19 protein-coding genes and 1 tRNA gene are annotated in these 14,915 nt (G+C 47.0%); 10 read left to right on the top strand and 10 right to left on the bottom strand.

The window, feature by feature from the left end; translation table 11 throughout:
* Positions 1 to 12: 12 nt before the first annotated feature.
* From HMPREF9446_RS06985 to HMPREF9446_RS06995, 3 genes are all read right to left on the bottom strand, one after another.
* Entirely contained in the window at positions 13 to 795 is a 783-nt protein-coding gene (locus HMPREF9446_RS06985; RefSeq protein ID WP_009124858.1) for a TIGR03915 family putative DNA repair protein, read from the bottom strand.
* Positions 792 to 2,054, bottom strand: a complete 1,263-nt coding sequence (locus HMPREF9446_RS06990; RefSeq protein ID WP_039968747.1) for a putative DNA modification/repair radical SAM protein — start codon at positions 2,052 to 2,054, stop codon at positions 792 to 794. Before HMPREF9446_RS06990 ends, HMPREF9446_RS06985 begins: the two co-directional genes overlap by 4 nt.
* A 95-nt stretch (positions 2,055 to 2,149) precedes the next feature.
* The gene (locus HMPREF9446_RS06995) at positions 2,150 to 2,326 is read right to left on the bottom strand and encodes a histone H1 (RefSeq protein ID WP_009124861.1); all 177 of its coding nucleotides are present in this window, start codon (positions 2,324 to 2,326) and stop codon (positions 2,150 to 2,152) included.
* A gap of 149 nt (positions 2,327 to 2,475) precedes the next feature.
* On the opposite strand from HMPREF9446_RS06995, the gene HMPREF9446_RS07000 reads away from it, so the two are divergent.
* The 5 genes from HMPREF9446_RS07000 to HMPREF9446_RS07020 all read left to right on the top strand — a co-directional run bounded on the left by HMPREF9446_RS07000 (position 2,476) and on the right by HMPREF9446_RS07020 (position 7,047).
* Positions 2,476 to 3,120, top strand: coding sequence for an AlbA family DNA-binding domain-containing protein (locus HMPREF9446_RS07000; protein WP_009124862.1), 645 nt, complete (start codon positions 2,476 to 2,478; stop codon positions 3,118 to 3,120).
* Between the two features lie 283 nt (positions 3,121 to 3,403).
* A complete protein-coding gene (locus HMPREF9446_RS07005) occupies positions 3,404 to 4,036 on the top strand; it encodes a hypothetical protein (RefSeq protein WP_009124864.1) in 633 nt (210 codons plus the stop codon).
* Between the two features lie 138 nt (positions 4,037 to 4,174).
* Positions 4,175 to 6,271, top strand: a complete 2,097-nt coding sequence (locus HMPREF9446_RS07010; protein WP_009124865.1) for a KamA family radical SAM protein — start codon at positions 4,175 to 4,177, stop codon at positions 6,269 to 6,271.
* Between the two features lie 52 nt (positions 6,272 to 6,323).
* Positions 6,324 to 6,899 (top strand): uracil-DNA glycosylase family protein, encoded by a 576-nt coding sequence (locus HMPREF9446_RS07015; protein WP_039968774.1) that lies wholly within the window; start codon positions 6,324 to 6,326, stop codon positions 6,897 to 6,899.
* A 75-nt stretch (positions 6,900 to 6,974) separates the two neighbouring features.
* Positions 6,975 to 7,047 (top strand) — tRNA-Trp (locus tag HMPREF9446_RS07020).
* Positions 7,048 to 7,163: 116 nt separating this feature from the next.
* On the opposite strand, the gene HMPREF9446_RS07025 is transcribed toward HMPREF9446_RS07020, so the two are convergent.
* The 3 genes from HMPREF9446_RS07025 to HMPREF9446_RS07035 form a co-directional block, all read right to left on the bottom strand.
* Complete coding sequence (locus HMPREF9446_RS07025; protein ID WP_009124867.1) at positions 7,164 to 7,709, bottom strand: 7-carboxy-7-deazaguanine synthase QueE; 546 nt, start codon at positions 7,707 to 7,709, stop codon at positions 7,164 to 7,166.
* Positions 7,696 to 8,028 carry a 6-carboxytetrahydropterin synthase QueD gene (queD, locus tag HMPREF9446_RS07030; RefSeq protein ID WP_009124868.1) on the bottom strand — a complete coding sequence of 111 codons (333 nt, stop codon included), beginning with the start codon at positions 8,026 to 8,028 and terminating at the stop codon, positions 7,696 to 7,698. The genes HMPREF9446_RS07025 and queD overlap by 14 nt, the downstream gene beginning before the upstream one ends.
* 136 nt (positions 8,029 to 8,164) lie before the next feature.
* Complete coding sequence (locus tag HMPREF9446_RS07035; RefSeq protein ID WP_009124869.1) at positions 8,165 to 9,040, bottom strand: pyridoxamine kinase; 876 nt, start codon at positions 9,038 to 9,040, stop codon at positions 8,165 to 8,167.
* Between the two features lie 35 nt (positions 9,041 to 9,075).
* Here HMPREF9446_RS07035 and HMPREF9446_RS07040 point away from each other — a divergent pair, with 35 nt between their 5' ends.
* Positions 9,076 to 9,435, top strand: coding sequence for a YbaN family protein (locus HMPREF9446_RS07040; RefSeq protein WP_009124870.1), 360 nt, complete (start codon positions 9,076 to 9,078; stop codon positions 9,433 to 9,435).
* Here the strand turns inward: HMPREF9446_RS07040 and HMPREF9446_RS07045 are convergent.
* The 4 genes from HMPREF9446_RS07045 to HMPREF9446_RS07060 all read right to left on the bottom strand — a co-directional run bounded on the left by HMPREF9446_RS07045 (position 9,432) and on the right by HMPREF9446_RS07060 (position 11,259).
* Positions 9,432 to 10,013 carry a 5'-methylthioadenosine/S-adenosylhomocysteine nucleosidase family protein gene (locus HMPREF9446_RS07045; RefSeq protein ID WP_009124871.1) on the bottom strand — a complete coding sequence of 194 codons (582 nt, stop codon included), beginning with the start codon at positions 10,011 to 10,013 and terminating at the stop codon, positions 9,432 to 9,434. The two genes, HMPREF9446_RS07040 and HMPREF9446_RS07045, sit on opposite strands and share 4 nt — an antisense overlap.
* Before the next feature lie 23 nt (positions 10,014 to 10,036).
* Positions 10,037 to 10,321, bottom strand: a complete 285-nt coding sequence (locus tag HMPREF9446_RS07050) for a winged helix-turn-helix domain-containing protein (protein ID WP_039968748.1) — start codon at positions 10,319 to 10,321, stop codon at positions 10,037 to 10,039.
* A gap of 68 nt (positions 10,322 to 10,389) precedes the next feature.
* Positions 10,390 to 10,971, bottom strand: a complete 582-nt coding sequence (locus tag HMPREF9446_RS07055; protein WP_009124873.1) for a hypothetical protein — start codon at positions 10,969 to 10,971, stop codon at positions 10,390 to 10,392.
* Between the two features lie 12 nt (positions 10,972 to 10,983).
* Positions 10,984 to 11,259, bottom strand: coding sequence for a DUF2141 domain-containing protein (locus HMPREF9446_RS07060; protein WP_245532253.1), 276 nt, complete (start codon positions 11,257 to 11,259; stop codon positions 10,984 to 10,986).
* A 542-nt stretch (positions 11,260 to 11,801) separates the two neighbouring features.
* Between HMPREF9446_RS07060 and HMPREF9446_RS07065 the strand changes: the two genes are divergently transcribed.
* The 4 genes from HMPREF9446_RS07065 to HMPREF9446_RS07080 all read left to right on the top strand — a co-directional run bounded on the left by HMPREF9446_RS07065 (position 11,802) and on the right by HMPREF9446_RS07080 (position 14,900).
* Positions 11,802 to 12,095, top strand: a complete 294-nt coding sequence (locus HMPREF9446_RS07065; protein ID WP_009124875.1) for a hypothetical protein — start codon at positions 11,802 to 11,804, stop codon at positions 12,093 to 12,095.
* A gap of 13 nt (positions 12,096 to 12,108) precedes the next feature.
* Positions 12,109 to 12,399: a cell division protein ZapA gene (locus HMPREF9446_RS07070; protein WP_039968749.1), complete on the top strand. Its 291-nt coding sequence runs from the start codon at positions 12,109 to 12,111 to the stop codon at positions 12,397 to 12,399.
* A gap of 124 nt (positions 12,400 to 12,523) precedes the next feature.
* Complete coding sequence (rny, locus tag HMPREF9446_RS07075) at positions 12,524 to 14,062, top strand: ribonuclease Y (RefSeq protein ID WP_009124877.1); 1,539 nt, start codon at positions 12,524 to 12,526, stop codon at positions 14,060 to 14,062.
* Between the two features lie 79 nt (positions 14,063 to 14,141).
* Complete coding sequence (locus HMPREF9446_RS07080) at positions 14,142 to 14,900, top strand: copper homeostasis protein CutC (protein WP_009124878.1); 759 nt, start codon at positions 14,142 to 14,144, stop codon at positions 14,898 to 14,900.
* The last annotated feature ends 15 nt before the right edge of the window (positions 14,901 to 14,915 follow it).

Here is a 14,915-nt window from a genome sequence, read left to right on the forward strand (position 1 = left end):
AGAAAAGAGATTTTAGCTCCGGTTTGTCTGCTTCTCTGTGATATACTTCCAGTAACGCACCGGCATATCCTGCCTGTGCTTCCTGGGATTAAGCCGTTCCTTAATGCAGATAGCCTTAAAATATGTTTTCCACAGAGACTGGAAAAGCTTTTCATCCTTGTCCATCACACTCTCGTCCAGCAATCCGGTAACAAGATGCCCTTCACGGCTATCTTCATCAAAAGTCACTTCACGTACTTCCTTCAAGTCATAATAATACCCATAGGCACGTTTGATATCATAAATCAGCCATCGTTGGTCGGCAAAGCGATCCTTAAAATGTCCTGTAACCAAAGGAAGAGCATTCTTTTCCGGTTCCACAGCAGCAAAAAAAGTTCCGTCCGCCGCTTTCTGAAAACGTACAAACTGAAGCAGGCGCAAACGTTCCCAATCCACACGCTTCCACATACGCGAAAAGGCCAGTACATCAGGATCGGAAAAGTTTGTCTCAATGGAACGGGGAGCATCTATAGCTTTACGGATGTAACGAAACAAAAGCAAAGCGGTTTCCTCTTCTTCAGCCAACCAACACTGGGCCAGACAAGTCAAGGCAGATGACGAAAGTTTCTTTTGCAACCCACGCCACACGCGCCCCGACTTTTCTTCATCGGTCATTACGGTAAAGACTTCATCATGAAACAAGGGCAACGGCTCTCCCACCGGAAGCAAGGCATCCGGAAAAGTGCGACGTGAATAAGCCTCAAAGACAGAAGTCAGCAATCCTTCGAACGTATTATCATATAGAAAGATGGTCATTCTCCAAAATCAATCGTCAATTGTCGTTCATCAATTTTCTTTTTAGGTTTCGGCAGCAACAGGTTTCGTACCCCCTGAGGGGTCATCTCGTTTACAGTCTTCATCGGAAGTTCACTGCAAGTAATGAAATATTGTGCCTTCTTCATCACAACCCCAATCTTTTTCAGCTGATAGAATCCTATCTTTGAAAAACGGCGGGAAGCCACAATCAACCGGGCAGACTTTACCCCGATACCGGGCACACGAAGCAACACTTCATAATCGGCACGGTTCACATCCACCGGAAACAGTTCGGGATGGCGCAAAGCCCATGACAGTTTAGGATCCAGTTCCAGATCAAGGTCCGGATAAGCGTCATCCACTATCTCCTCTACCTTGAATCCATAAAACCGCAACAGCCAATCAGCCTGGTAAAGACGGTTCTCACGCACCAGCGGGGGTTGTTTCAAAGCGGGCAGGCGCGTATCGTATGTATTCACGGAGATATAGCCCGAATAATATACCCTCCTCATTGTCGGTCCTTTATAAAGGGCAGAAGAGAGATACAGAATATCCTTGTCCGTTTCCGCAGTGGCCCCCACTATCATCTGGGTACTTTGCCCGGCGGGGGCAAAACGGGGTGCATGACGATGCTTCTTACGTTCTTCCGAACTTTCCAGTACTCCTTGCTGGATATACCTCATGGGAGCATACACGCTTTTATGGTCTTTCTCGGGTGCAAGCATCTTCAGATTTTCTTCCTTCGGAATTTCAACATTCACGCTGAGACGGTCCGCATACAGCCCGGCCTCGTTCACCAGTTCACGACTGGCTCCCGGAATACTTTTAAGATGGATATAGCCGTTGAAGCGGTGTATTGTCCTCAAGTCCTTGGCCACCCGGACAAGACGTTCCATAGTATAATCCGGATTACGTACCACACCGCTACTGAGAAACAGTCCTTCTATATAATTGCGCCGGTAGAATTCCATGGTCAAGTCCACAAGCTCACTGACAGAAAGAGTGGCCCGCGGAAGATCATTGCTGCGACGGTTGATGCAATAGGCACAATCATAGATGCAATAGTTGGTAAGCATCACCTTGAGCAGCGAGATGCAACGCCCGTCCTCGGCAAAGCTATGGCAAATGCCCCATCCGCCTACGATATTGCCCAGCATGCCCGACTTGTTGGAGCGCACTGTACCGCTGGAAGCACAAGAGACGTCATACTTCGCCGACTCCGCCAGTATCTTCAGTTTATTGAGCACATTTTCATCCATATACTTGCGCCAAATGTAGCAATAATACTTCTAACAACAAAAAAAGACCACCAATCATGGTAGTCTTTCACAGCACGAGATATGCTTTTGTTTTTTTACTTCTTAGATGCTTCCAAAGATGCTTTACGGAATTCTTTCATCACTTTTTCAATTTCCAAAGAAGCCTTACGGGCACGAGTTCCTGCTGCTTTGTTACCATTTTCTAACTGAGCGTTTGCATCTTTTGAGAAGTCTGCATATAATGCAGCTACTTTTTCAACTAATTCTTTCATAATCCTTTTTTAATTACTTCGTTAATAATGTCTGGCAAAAATACATTCTTTCTTGAAATAAATGCAGAAAAACGATTTTTTTTTTGAAATATTCCGTAAAATGGGCATAAAAAAGGACATATACGTGTTTTTTCTCTACTTTTGCAAACATGAAAACGCTTACCAATACCGATTATATACACGCTCTCATCGCTGAAGGAGAGCATCAGCAGCAGGATTTCAAATTTGAAATTTCTGATGCAAGAAAGATTGCCAAGACTCTTTCCGCCTTTGCCAATACCGACGGGGGCAGGCTGCTCATCGGAGTAAAGGATAACGGGAAAATAGCCGGCGTACGTTCGGATGAAGAACAATATATGATAGAAGCGGCAGCCAAACTGTATTGCCGTCCGGAAGTGAGTTACAGCATGCAGACTTACCAAGCGGAAGGACGCAGCATACTCGTGGTACAGATTGATGAAAGCAGACAAAAGCCAGTGTACGCCAAAGACGAGACAGGCAAATACCTCGCCTATATCCGTATTAAAGATGAAAACATTCTGGCAACTCCCGTCCACCTGCGCGTGTGGCAACAAAGCGTGAGCCCTAAAGGAGAGTTGATGGAATACACTGAACGGGAACAGTTACTGCTTGACCTTTTGGAAGAGAACGACCGGTTATCATTAAACCGTTACTGCCGTCTGGCACATCTTTCCCGCCGTTCTGCAGAACATCTGTTGGCTAAGTTTATCCGTTACGACATCGTAGAACCTGTGTTCGAAGGACATAAATTCCATTTCAGGCTGAAAGGCTGACCGGTTACAAAGCACCTCAAGTTCTCCTCTAACCGTGTTTTCCCGTAAGACCAATATGTCCGGCAAGGTTATTTTCCAATAAAAAAATACCGGGATAAAGAATATCTGTTTCCCTTTTACCGAAACGCAAGCAAAGGTTTACTTTTCAAGCGGCTCATGGGTCGAGGCATAAATTATAAATTAAGAATCGGGCAATTGTTGGTGTAAATCAACTTATTTCGTACTTTTGCAACCATAATTGCCAAGCAATTTATAATTTATAATTCATTAGTCACAATTTAATATGGGTTTATTTACCAAATTATTCAACAAAAACAGCGAAGAAATCTCTTCCAAGAATGTAGAGGACTTCGTATCGCTGACACGCGTTTACTTCCAGTCCGTAATAGCCGTTAATCTGGGAATTACCAATATCCGCTTTGTACCTGACGTTGCCAACTTCAAGCGTCTGTTCAAAATCCCTACACAGGGAGGACGTCTGGGACAGGCAGAAAAAAGCGCCTCGCGCAAAATGCTGATGCAGGACTATGGAATCAGTGAAAATTTCTTCAAGGAAATCGACGCATCGGTCAAGAAGCATTGCCGTACACAAAATGACGTACAAGGCTATCTTTTCATGTACCAAGGTTTCTCCAACGACTTGATGATGCTGATGGGCAATTTGATGCAATGGAAGTTCCGCATGCCTTCCATCTTCAAAGGCGCCTTGCGCGGCATGACGGAAAAGACCGTACATGATGTCTGCACAAAAACCGTCTGGAAGAAAGACGACGTGCACAAAACAGCCATGACAGTACGCCAGTATAAAGAACGTTTAGGATACTCCGAACAATGGATGTCCGAGTATGTATATAACATTGTGATGTTGGCAAAGAAAGAGTCGAAGAAAAAAAACACAGAAGAAAGCAAGGCGTAACTTGCAACTTCAACGTCAAAAGTTGTTTTTGTTACCAAAAGAAAAAGAACTATAAAGTATTTCGCAAGAAAGCGGGCGAGGAAGAAATTCTTCGCTTTTTTTTATTATATTTAGCAAACAATTTAAATATAAACGCTTATGAAACAAAAGAAAATGCTTGCACTCACTCTCTCACAACTGGAACAACTTTATCGGCACGAACTTCCCGAACTGGTAAGCATCGCAGCACAAAGCGACCATACAGAAGCTTTCAAGGCCCGCCTTTCGGAGTACATCGCCGGACATCCGGAAAGGGAAAGCGAGGCCGGTAAGCAAATTCGACTTTTGATTGAATTTGACGGGCAGGAAATACACGAGCTCTCCACCGGAGAACAACTGCCCATATCCACTTTATCAATGCTGCATTCCTTCCTGACCGGACAATGGGAAGAAGAAACAGAAACAGATCTATTCATCGACTTGTTCCAACAGTTCAAGCGCCTCCGGCAACCCGTACCCGTCCTGCCTTCCGCACAAAAAGTCAGAACACTGACCGAACGCTGGGCTACCGGACTGGACGAAGACGTGCAACAGATCCGCGCCGGAAACAAAAAACGGATTCTGCACGCACTGGTACAAAAAATAGACCACCGCAAGAATCCGTCATCACGTTTCCGCTTTGAAGAAGGAACCAGCTATGAAGAAAAATTCCGTCTTGTCGGTGAATGGTGGAACGACTTTCGTTTCCATCTCTCCATGGCAGTCAAGAGTCCCGCAGAACTGAACCGCTTCCTTGGCAATTCCCTTTCCGCAGAAACCATGTATCTGCTATCCAAAGCACGCAAGAAAGGCATGCCCTTCTTTGCCACTCCCTATTATCTGTCTCTGTTGGACTGTACCGGAAGTGGATATGACGATGAAGCCTTGCGCAGCTATATCCTCTACTCCCCCCAATTGGTGGAAACCTACGGGCAAATCCATGCCTGGGAACGGGAAGATACCGTGGAAGAAGGCAAACCCAATGCCGCCGGCTGGCTGCTGCCCGACGGGCACAACATTCACCGCCGCTATCCGGAAGTCGCCATCCTCATCCCCGACACTATGGGACGTGCCTGTGGAGGACTCTGCGCATCCTGCCAGCGCATGTACGATTTTCAAAGCAAGCGGCTCAATTTTGAGTTCGATACTTTAAGACCCAAAGAAAGCTGGGAAAAGAAACTGCGCCGCCTGATGGCTTATTTTGAGGAAGACGCACAATTGCGCGACATCCTTATCACCGGCGGGGATGCCTTGATGAGCCAGAACAAAACGCTGCGCAACATTCTGGATGCTGTTTACCGCATGGCTTCCCGCAAGCGGAAAGCGAACCTTGAACGTCCCGAAGGAGAAAAATACGCAGAATTGCAACGCATCCGCCTCGGCTCACGCCTCCCCGCCTATCTGCCCATGCGAATCAATGACGAGCTAGTGGAAATACTGCGGGAGTTTAAAGAGAAAGCCTCTACCATCGGCATCCGGCAGTTCATCATCCAGACCCACTTCCAGACCCCGCTCGAAGTGACTCCCGAAGCCGCTGAAGGGATACGCAAGCTGTTGGCTGCAGGCTGGCTGATCGACAACCAGCTGGTATATAACGTGGCTGCTTCCCGCCGGGGACATACCACCCGGCTCCGCCAAATACTCAACCAACTCGGAGTAGTCTGCTACTACACTTTCTCCGTAAAAGGTTTTGAAGAAAACAACGCAGTATTTGCCCCGAACAGCCGTTCCGTACAGGAGCAACAGGAGGAGAAACGTTTTGGAAAACTATCCAAAGAAGATGCACACAATCTGGCCGTACTGCTTGAAAAAGCTGCCGACCCGGCTGCCTGCATACGCCGTTTCCTGAAAACACATCATTTGCCGTTTCTTGCCACCGACCGCAATGTGCTCAACCTTCCCGCCATAGGCAAAAGCATGACCTTCAGTACGGTAGGCATCACTCCCGATGGAAAGCGCATCCTGTGCTTCGACCATGACGGCACGCGCCGGCATAGTCCCATCATAGACCGGCTGGGGCAAGTGTATATCGTGGAAAACAAATCCATAGCCTCCTATCTGCGCCAGTTACAGGCCATGGGAGAAGATGTGGAAGAATATGCCACCATCTGGAACTACACGGAAGGCCAAACAGAATCCCGCTTCAGTCTCTACGAGTATCCGGATTTTCCTTTCCGGATTACCGAGAAAATGACTAATCTGGAAATAGCCGGATAGCATTTCCAAAATAATCCGTACTTTTGCAGGCGCAACAATGAACCAGAGAAGTATGGAAATAGAGCAGCATCCTTTAGAACCTTTTCTCCCCGGCAATGCCCGCCTGCTGATGCTGGGGAGTTTTCCGCCGCAAAAAAAACGGTGGTCCATGGAATTTTACTACCCTAACTGGAACAACGACATGTGGCGGATTGTGGGATACCTGTTTTTCAATGACAAGGAGTATTTCGTTGAAAAGACAAAAAAAGCTTTCTGCAAAGACAGGCTGGCAAGCTTCCTGCAAGAAAAAGGTATCGCACTGTTCGATACGGCTTCCGCCGTCCGCCGTTTGCAAGACAATGCCTCGGACAAATTCCTGGAGGTGGTGCAGCCTACGGATATTCCAGCCCTGCTACACCAGCTGCCACAGTGTCAAGCCATTGTCACTACCGGCGAAAAGGCTACCGACACCCTTTGTGCACAATTTTCCATTGAAAAGCCCAAAGTGGGTGATTTTACGGAGTTCCTATTCGAAAACAAGCCCATGCGTCTCTACCGGATGCCCTCTTCATCGAGAGCTTATCCACTGGCTTTGGAAAAAAAAGCCGCCGCATATCGCATTATGTATCAGGACTTACAAATGTTGTAAGCAACTTTCCGTATAAAATTAAAGTCCAAGTTACTTGTATATTTAAAAGTTTCCATTACCTTTGCAGCCGCAAATACGGGAGTAGCTCAGTTGGTAGAGCACCGGTCTCCAAAACCGGGTGTCGGGAGTTCGAGCCTCTCCTCCCGTGCAACGATAAATAGCTGTAAGTAATCACTTGCAGCTATTTATTTTTTTGCTCCGTCAAACGCAGCGCATCCCCCAAAGCCTCATTTCATTGATGAATGGAACCAAGACAAATGTACCTTATCGGATATCTATCAGTTTATGCGTCTGCAAACTCAGTCTCCACTTGGGATGACGCATCACACAATCCACCGTTTCTCCGATATTATTACAAGAACAAGGTTGAAGAAAGAAATGTGCGGCGGGCAATTGTTCATAACCAGTAATATCTTGCCCCTCATACACCACTTTCACTTCATCCATGCGGGCAATCCCCAATCTGGTTCCCTGCTTGGGCGAACAAGTCACCCAGTCTATATTGCCGGGCAATAAACGCGTACCATTGGTTTCGATACAGACGTACTTGCCTGCCCGGTGCAGACGGTCAACAAATTCACCGTCAATCCAGAGAGAGGGTTCCCCGCCTGTCAGAATCACGGTGGCGGCAGGATATTTCCCTACCTCCTCCATAATCTCGTCATCCGACATCAAACATCCTTCTTCATGCTGAGTGTCGCAAAAAGAACATTTCAGATTACAACCGGAAAAACGGATAAAAACAGCCGGAGTCCCCGTATGAAACCCTTCTCCCTGCAGGCTGTAGAATATTTCGTTAATCTTTCTCATAAACGGCTATATTTGATTCGGACTCCTGCACCTCTACCTTGAAACAGGCAGGTATCTGGTCGCATATCCAGCGGGCAATGTTCTCAGCGGTAGGATTGAAAGGAAGAACCTCATTCAGGTTGCGATGGTCCAGCTGCTCCTTCACCACCTGTTTGATCCGGCTAAAATCGATGACCATTCCATCTGCGTTCAGTTCCTTGGAACGGCAATAGACAGTGATAATCCAATTGTGACCATGCAGATTCTCACATTTGCTGCGATAGGAAAGCTGCAGGCTATGGGCTGCCGACACTTCCATGCGTTTAATGACTGTGTACATACTGTTAATACGCTAATTAATATATAGTTATTGAGTTGCCGCATCTAATGTCACCTCGATGCGGCAGCAAAAGTACAAAAAACTCGGGACTTACCATGCAAATCAAACGGGTAAGTCCGTTGATTTTAACAGAGTATCAACCAATCAATTCATAACTGCATACCTGAATAGGCATATCCAGATTATGCAGTACTTTCTCAAGCTGAATGCCTTCCCGGTTATCGTATTCATAGCCGAAAGTGGCCCGAATCCCCTGCAGGATAAACTGCGTAGCACGATCCAGCGCGATGGGCAGGCTATCTCCCTGCAGCAAGGCACCGGTGATGACACTGGTAAAAGTATCTCCCGTACCGGGATAATGAGCCGGCAGATAAGGGCAGGTTACTTTCCAATAACGGTCACCGTTCCGGTTGTAGGCATACACGGAGGTCTTGTGTTGGTCATCCAGGACCGGAACACTGGTAATGATTACCACTTCGGGGCCACAGTCGGAAAGCATACGGAGATACGCTTTCAATTCCTCGTCCGTATTCTGTTCTTTATGAGGTATATCCAGCAGATAGAACAGTTCCGTCAAATTGGGAGTAATGACATCCGCCTTGGTGATGAGATGCTTCATCTCATCAATCATTGCACGGTCAAAGTTGGTATAGAGCCTTCCGTTATCTCCCAGCACAGGATCCACAACAACCAGGTTGTCCGACCCGCGGAAATCATCGATGAAATCCGAAACGATGTGTATTTGGCGGGAAGAGCCTAAATAACCGGTATAAAAAGCATCAAACCGTATTCCCAACTTCTTCCATTCGGAAATAATCCTCGGCATCTCGTCCGTCAGGTCAAGGAAAGAGAACTCCGGATACTGGGTGTGGCTGGACAATACCGCCGTGGGCAACGGACACACTTGAAACCCCATAGACGAAAGAATGGGAATGACCACTGTCAAAGAAACCCGTCCTACCCCCGAAAGGTCATGGACGGCAACCACCTTCTTTACTTTATTCGCATACATATTATCTGTATCATTATTTTTTCTACATTTGCCGCATGAAAACCATCTGCATCATCCTCGGAACAGTCTCGCTCGCACTCGGCATCATCGGCATATTCCTGCCCCTGCTGCCTACCACTCCTTTTCTGCTGCTCACGGCGGCCCTCTATTTCAGAGGTTCGCCCCGTCTGTACCAATGGTTGCTGAACCACAAACACTTCGGTCCCTATATCCGGAATTTCCGTGAGAACAAGGCCATCCCGCTGCGGGCCAAAATCATCTCCCTGCTGCTGATGTGGGGAACCATGATTTACTGCATCTTCTTTCTCATACCACTGGTATGGGTGAAAGTAGTGATGTTCCTCGTGGCGGCGGGAGTAAGCTGGCATATCCTGTCATTCAAGACACTCAATTAAACCGCTCCTCCCAGCCTCTCAAAGAATTCCCCCAATCCTCTCCTCGCGTCGGCCAGTTTGTCTTCCCAATGCTTTACGGAGTTCTGCCCGATAATGTCCGTCACGTACTTCACGGAAATGAACGGAACTTTCTTGGCACGGCACACCATTGCCTGCGCGTACGCTTCCATATCCACCACATCACCCTGCACATCCAAGAGTTCCGTCAGGAAGGTGTCTCCCGTATTACATATCCCCTCACCCTGCCAATGCAGACAATAACCTTTCTCGACCAGCAGTCCGGCAGAATCAATCTCGTACTCCATTCCCAGATCGGTCAGTTTCTGCATATCGCGGTCTATAAAATGACGGCATACAAAAATGTCTCCCACCCGGTGGCTGACAGTACCTGCCGTGCCTGCATTCACCACCAGGTCCGGCTGCGCATGGTTAATGGCCTCTGTAAGATAAAAGGCCGATTTCACCTTTCCCACTCCTGTACGGAGATAGCCTATCTGCACTTCCTCCTCCCCTATCAGACCGGGGAACTTCAATTCCGTAAATTCGCCCTGAACGGCGTAAGTAACCAAGATTCTCATACTTTGTTTATCTTTTCCAGTAATTATTTCATGATATAACTCTTCAACGCTTCCACATACTCCTCAAAAGCATCTATCCCCTGCGAAGTAATCCTGCAAAGCGTACAAGGCATCTTTCCTTTAAAAGTTTTTGTCACCTCCACATAGCCTGCCTTGCTCAGCTTGTCAATCTGCACGCTGAGATTGCCCGCCGTAGCTCCGGTCTGCTGACGAATATAGACAAAGTCAGCCTCCTCGACACTGATAAGCAACGACATCACCGCAAGCCGCAGTTCGCCATGGAGCAAAGGGTTCAGTTCTTTAAACATATCAATTGTTTCATTTTTTTCTATTGACTTCAATCTTTAAACATTTTTTCTTCCATAATCAAAAGTGTTTATTTATCCTGTTTTGCCATTCTATTTAAATAATGTCCGGGAATCACCATCATAAAGACAAAAGCCAATGCAAAAAACAGTATCTGGTTCATACCGGGCACGTAAAAACAGCCTATCGAAAGCAGGGCTCCCAACGCACCTCCTACGGCAACCACCTTCATTCTTATAATCAGCCCGGTCAGAGCGGTCCCCATTCCCATCAACAGCAAAACGGTAAACAGAACAGGAATGTTACCTACAAACACAGTTATGCACGTTACCAAAAAACCACCTAAGCCAAATACCGTCCACACATAACCTACAACACGGTCTATGTAGGTTTTTACCGTTTTCCGAGCCTTCCGCTGACTCCACAACGTAGCAGGAAAGGCTATGACCGGAAGCAGGAACCACAGGAATTGCCAATCGCTATTGCCCGTTTCTTTCAACAGGAACCAAACCAGCAACGAGATTATCACCGTCATATATCCCCACAGCAGAAAAGGTGTCCCTGAATTTTCCGCCATTCTGTTCTTCGTATTCTGTATCATCCGAGCGATGAGCTCCAAGCTCTCTTTCTCATTCAGCTTTCTTTCTTCCATTTTCCTGCCGTCTTATTTGTTACGTACTTTTAATACCCGCTTCAGCGCTACCTCCACCTGCTTCGTGTCGGCACTCACCTCCACATCCGCCATCGCGCAATACTCAGACGGAATTCCGTCTTCCTTATCCAACTGATAATTACCGTTTTCATCATGGAAAGCATAGAGCTTCCCCACAGCAGAAGGGATGTTCGTCACCCTCACTTTCAGAACTCCTTGCGCAGCTACGCCCAACGCAAATACACAGAGAAGAACTGCCGCCATACTTCTATAAACAATCGTTTTCATAAGCATTCTCTTTAAGTTACACATACTAAAAACACATTTCGGACTCGAGCTCCGACACAAAGATAAGTAGTTTATTTTATAAACCAAATTATTTTATAAATTATTTTATAGAATTCTTAACTTCCTCCTTTCCTTTACTACCGACTATTCCAACCATCCCTATAAAGTAGTATCAGAAACACCAAGAAGTAATCCCCGCCTTACTAAAAACTAATCGTCCGACGACTGTTTAATTATCGTCCAACAATTGTTTAATTATCATCCGACAGCTGTCGGACGATAATTAAACAGTCGTCGGACGATTAGTTTGCAGTAACGGAGACGCTAAACGTTCGAAAAGAAAGAAATAAAATCCTTCTAAAGAGCAAACAGTTCCATACCTGCCCGCATATCTTGAAAGACCGGCACCCTACTTCCCTCCCCAGAAACCAGTCTTTCATGCATCATTTCGGTTATTTCGGCATTTCCACAGCATATTTTCCCCGAAAAGTTTTTGTAATCTCCAAGTTAATCGTATTTTTGTGTACAATTTTGGTGTAGTAATGACAGACGAAGAAAAGAAGCTATTAAGTACCTTTGAAGCCAGACTGCGACATTTAATCTATCTGCACGATGAATTAAAGCGCGAAAATGCTGAACTAAAGCAACTTCTCGAAGCCAAAGAAGAAGAGTGCGAAAAGATGCAAGCTGACTATAACGAACTGGAAATTAACTACACGAACCTAAAAACAGCTACGGCAATCAGCCTTAACGGCAGTGACGTGAAAGAGACGAAACTGCGATTGTCAAAATTAGTGCGTGAAGTCGATAAATGCATCGCTTTATTGAATGAATAGAAAAGAAGGATGTATGAACGATAAGATAAAGATAAACCTGCAGATGGCAGGAGCCTCCTACCCTCTCACAATCAACCGCGAGGATGAGGAAAAGGTAAGAGAAGCCGCCAAGCAGGTAGATATCCGGCTCAATGCGTATAGGGAGCATTATCAGAATGTATCTCCGGAGAGAATCATAGCCATGGTGGCCTATCAGTTTTCTTTGGAAAACCTACAGTTGAAAGACCGTAATGATACTGAACCTTATACGACCAAGATAAAGGAACTGACCGAAGTATTGGAGGCCTATTTTAAAGAACCATAAGCCTCAATCCTTCCATTCAGTCGGAAAGAGAGAATATTCGCGCACTGTACGAAAGCTCCGTCCCTGACACGGACAGGCTTTTATACAGTGCTTTTTTATTTATATACTAAAACAAATTAATAAAATGACAGTAGTTACAATACTCGTATCCATTGCCTGCTTCATTGTCGGAGGATTTGCCTCGTATATGTTTTTCAAGCATGGCTTGAAGTCCAAATACGACAGTATTCTGAAAGAAGCCGAAACGGAGGCAGAAGTAATCAAGAAAAACAAGTTGCTGGAAGTAAAGGAAAAATTCCTGAACAAGAAAGCGGATCTGGAAAAAGAAGTTTCCATCCGCAACCAAAAGATACAGCAAGCGGAGAACAAACTGAAACAACGTGAACTGGTGCTGAACCAACGCCAGGAAGAAATCCAGCGCAAGAAACTGGAAGCGGAAGCGGTAAAAGAAAACCTGGAAGCCCAACTGGTAATTGTCGACAAGAAGAAAGAAGAACTGGAGCACATGCAGCGCCAGGAAATCGAAAAACTGGAAGCCATCTCCGGGCTTTCCGCCGAAGAGGCCAAAGAACGCATGGTAGAGTCGCTGAAGGAAGAGGCCAAGACCCAGGCGCAATCTTATATCAACGACATCATGGATGACGCCAAACTGACGGCAAGCAAGGAAGCCAAGCGCATCGTGATACAGTCCATTCAACGTGTAGCCACTGAAACGGCTATCGAGAACTCCGTTACCGTATTCCATATCGAATCAGACGAAATCAAAGGACGTATTATCGGCCGTGAAGGTCGTAACATCCGTGCCCTTGAAGCTGCCACCGGTGTGGAAATCGTTGTAGATGATACTCCTGAAGCTATCGTACTCTCTGCTTTCGACCCGGTTCGCCGTGAAATTGCCCGTCTGGCATTGCACCAGTTGGTAACAGACGGCCGTATTCACCCCGCCCGTATCGAAGAAGTAGTTGCCAAGGTGCGCAAGCAGGTGGAAGAAGAAATCATTGAAACCGGCAAGCGTACCACGATCGACCTGGGTATCCACGGACTGCATCCGGAACTCATCCGTATCATCGGTAAGATGAAATATCGTTCCTCCTATGGTCAGAACCTGTTGCAGCATGCCCGCGAAACGGCCAATCTTTGTGCTGTGATGGCGTCGGAACTGGGGCTCAATCCCAAAAAAGCAAAACGTGCCGGACTATTGCACGATATAGGCAAGGTACCCGATGAAGAACCGGAATTGCCGCATGCACTCTACGGTATGAAGCTTGCCGAGAAGTTCAAGGAAAAACCGGATATCTGCAATGCCATCGGCGCACACCACGACGAGGTGGAGATGACCAGCCTGCTGGCTCCCATCGTACAAGTATGCGACGCCATATCCGGCGCACGCCCTGGAGCCCGCCGCGAAATCGTAGAAGCATACATCAAGCGTTTGAACGACCTTGAACAACTCGCCATGTCCTATCCGGGCGTAACAAAGACATACGCTATCCAGGCCGGACGTGAATTGCGTGTCATTGTCGGTGCAGACAAGATTGACGACAAGGCAACCGAGAACCTTTCCGGTGAAATAGCCAAGAAGATACAGGATGAAATGACGTATCCGGGACAGGTCAAGATTACCGTAATCCGCGAAACACGTGCAGTGAGCTATGCCAAGTAAAAGCAAAACATACCAAATGAAATAGAAAATAAAGGGTGAATGGAAAGATTCACCCTTTATCATTCAAAAGCGATATAAAATGGAAAAGTATCAATTTGAAGTTTGCGCAAATTCCGTAGAAAGCTGCCTCGCCGCACAGGCCGGAGGCGCCGGCCGGGTGGAACTATGCGCAGGCATTCCCGAAGGCGGCACAACCCCTTCTTACGGAGATATCATCGTAGCGCGCGAAACACTGACCGCAACCAGGCTACATGTCATCATCCGTCCGCGCGGCGGTGACTTCCTCTACTCGCCGATAGAGCAACGAATCATGTTGAAAGACATAGACAACGCCCGCCGGTTGGGGGCAGACGGAGTTGTATTCGGATGCCTCACGGCAAAAGGGGATATAGACATTCCTCTGATGAAACAGCTGATGGAAGCCGCCCAAGGCATGTCCGTCACTTTCCACCGGGCTTTCGATGTCTGCCGCAATCCACAAAAGGCGCTTGAGGATATTATCAGCCTGGGATGTGACCGTATCCTCACTTCCGGCCAACAACCTACGGCAGAGCAAGGCATACCTCTGCTGAAGGGTTTGCAGAAACAGGCCGCCGGACGTATCATCCTATTGGCCGGATGTGGAGTGAATGAAACGAATATCGCACATATCGCCGCAGAAACCGGTATCCGTGAATTCCATTTCTCGGCCAGGGAGACTCTGAAGAGTGACATGGCCTACCATAACGAGGCAGTCTCCATGGGCGGCACCGTACATATCGACGAATACTCACGGCCTGTAACCACCGCAGAGCGTGTGAGGCGAACAATAGCCTCTCTCTGCAGCTTTTCGGAGTAGTCATTCTGTTTTCAA

It is taken from the genome of Bacteroides fluxus YIT 12057 (assembly GCF_000195635.1).
GTDB lineage: Bacteria > Bacteroidota > Bacteroidia > Bacteroidales > Bacteroidaceae > Bacteroides > Bacteroides fluxus.

What these genes read in the sequence shown, in the direction of transcription:
- HMPREF9446_RS06985 (WP_009124858.1), bottom strand. Translation starts at nt 795, where the DNA reads ATGACCATCTTTCTATATGATAATACGTTCGAAGGATTGCTGACTTCT.
- HMPREF9446_RS06990 (WP_039968747.1), bottom strand. Translation starts at nt 2,054, where the DNA reads ATGGATGAAAATGTGCTCAATAAACTGAAGATACTGGCGGAGTCGGCG.
- HMPREF9446_RS06995 (WP_009124861.1), bottom strand. Translation starts at nt 2,326, where the DNA reads ATGAAAGAATTAGTTGAAAAAGTAGCTGCATTATATGCAGACTTCTCA.
- HMPREF9446_RS07000 (WP_009124862.1), top strand. Translation starts at nt 2,476, where the DNA reads ATGAAAACGCTTACCAATACCGATTATATACACGCTCTCATCGCTGAA.
- HMPREF9446_RS07005 (WP_009124864.1), top strand. Translation starts at nt 3,404, where the DNA reads ATGGGTTTATTTACCAAATTATTCAACAAAAACAGCGAAGAAATCTCT.
- HMPREF9446_RS07010 (WP_009124865.1), top strand. Translation starts at nt 4,175, where the DNA reads ATGAAACAAAAGAAAATGCTTGCACTCACTCTCTCACAACTGGAACAA.
- HMPREF9446_RS07015 (WP_039968774.1), top strand. Translation starts at nt 6,324, where the DNA reads ATGGAAATAGAGCAGCATCCTTTAGAACCTTTTCTCCCCGGCAATGCC.
- HMPREF9446_RS07025 (WP_009124867.1), bottom strand. Translation starts at nt 7,709, where the DNA reads ATGAGAAAGATTAACGAAATATTCTACAGCCTGCAGGGAGAAGGGTTT.
- queD (WP_009124868.1), bottom strand. Translation starts at nt 8,028, where the DNA reads ATGTACACAGTCATTAAACGCATGGAAGTGTCGGCAGCCCATAGCCTG.
- HMPREF9446_RS07035 (WP_009124869.1), bottom strand. Translation starts at nt 9,040, where the DNA reads ATGTATGCGAATAAAGTAAAGAAGGTGGTTGCCGTCCATGACCTTTCG.
- HMPREF9446_RS07040 (WP_009124870.1), top strand. Translation starts at nt 9,076, where the DNA reads ATGAAAACCATCTGCATCATCCTCGGAACAGTCTCGCTCGCACTCGGC.
- HMPREF9446_RS07045 (WP_009124871.1), bottom strand. Translation starts at nt 10,013, where the DNA reads ATGAGAATCTTGGTTACTTACGCCGTTCAGGGCGAATTTACGGAATTG.
- HMPREF9446_RS07050 (WP_039968748.1), bottom strand. Translation starts at nt 10,321, where the DNA reads ATGTTTAAAGAACTGAACCCTTTGCTCCATGGCGAACTGCGGCTTGCG.
- HMPREF9446_RS07055 (WP_009124873.1), bottom strand. Translation starts at nt 10,971, where the DNA reads ATGGAAGAAAGAAAGCTGAATGAGAAAGAGAGCTTGGAGCTCATCGCT.
- HMPREF9446_RS07060 (WP_245532253.1), bottom strand. Translation starts at nt 11,259, where the DNA reads ATGAAAACGATTGTTTATAGAAGTATGGCGGCAGTTCTTCTCTGTGTA.
- HMPREF9446_RS07065 (WP_009124875.1), top strand. Translation starts at nt 11,802, where the DNA reads ATGACAGACGAAGAAAAGAAGCTATTAAGTACCTTTGAAGCCAGACTG.
- HMPREF9446_RS07070 (WP_039968749.1), top strand. Translation starts at nt 12,109, where the DNA reads ATGAACGATAAGATAAAGATAAACCTGCAGATGGCAGGAGCCTCCTAC.
- rny (WP_009124877.1), top strand. Translation starts at nt 12,524, where the DNA reads ATGACAGTAGTTACAATACTCGTATCCATTGCCTGCTTCATTGTCGGA.
- HMPREF9446_RS07080 (WP_009124878.1), top strand. Translation starts at nt 14,142, where the DNA reads ATGGAAAAGTATCAATTTGAAGTTTGCGCAAATTCCGTAGAAAGCTGC.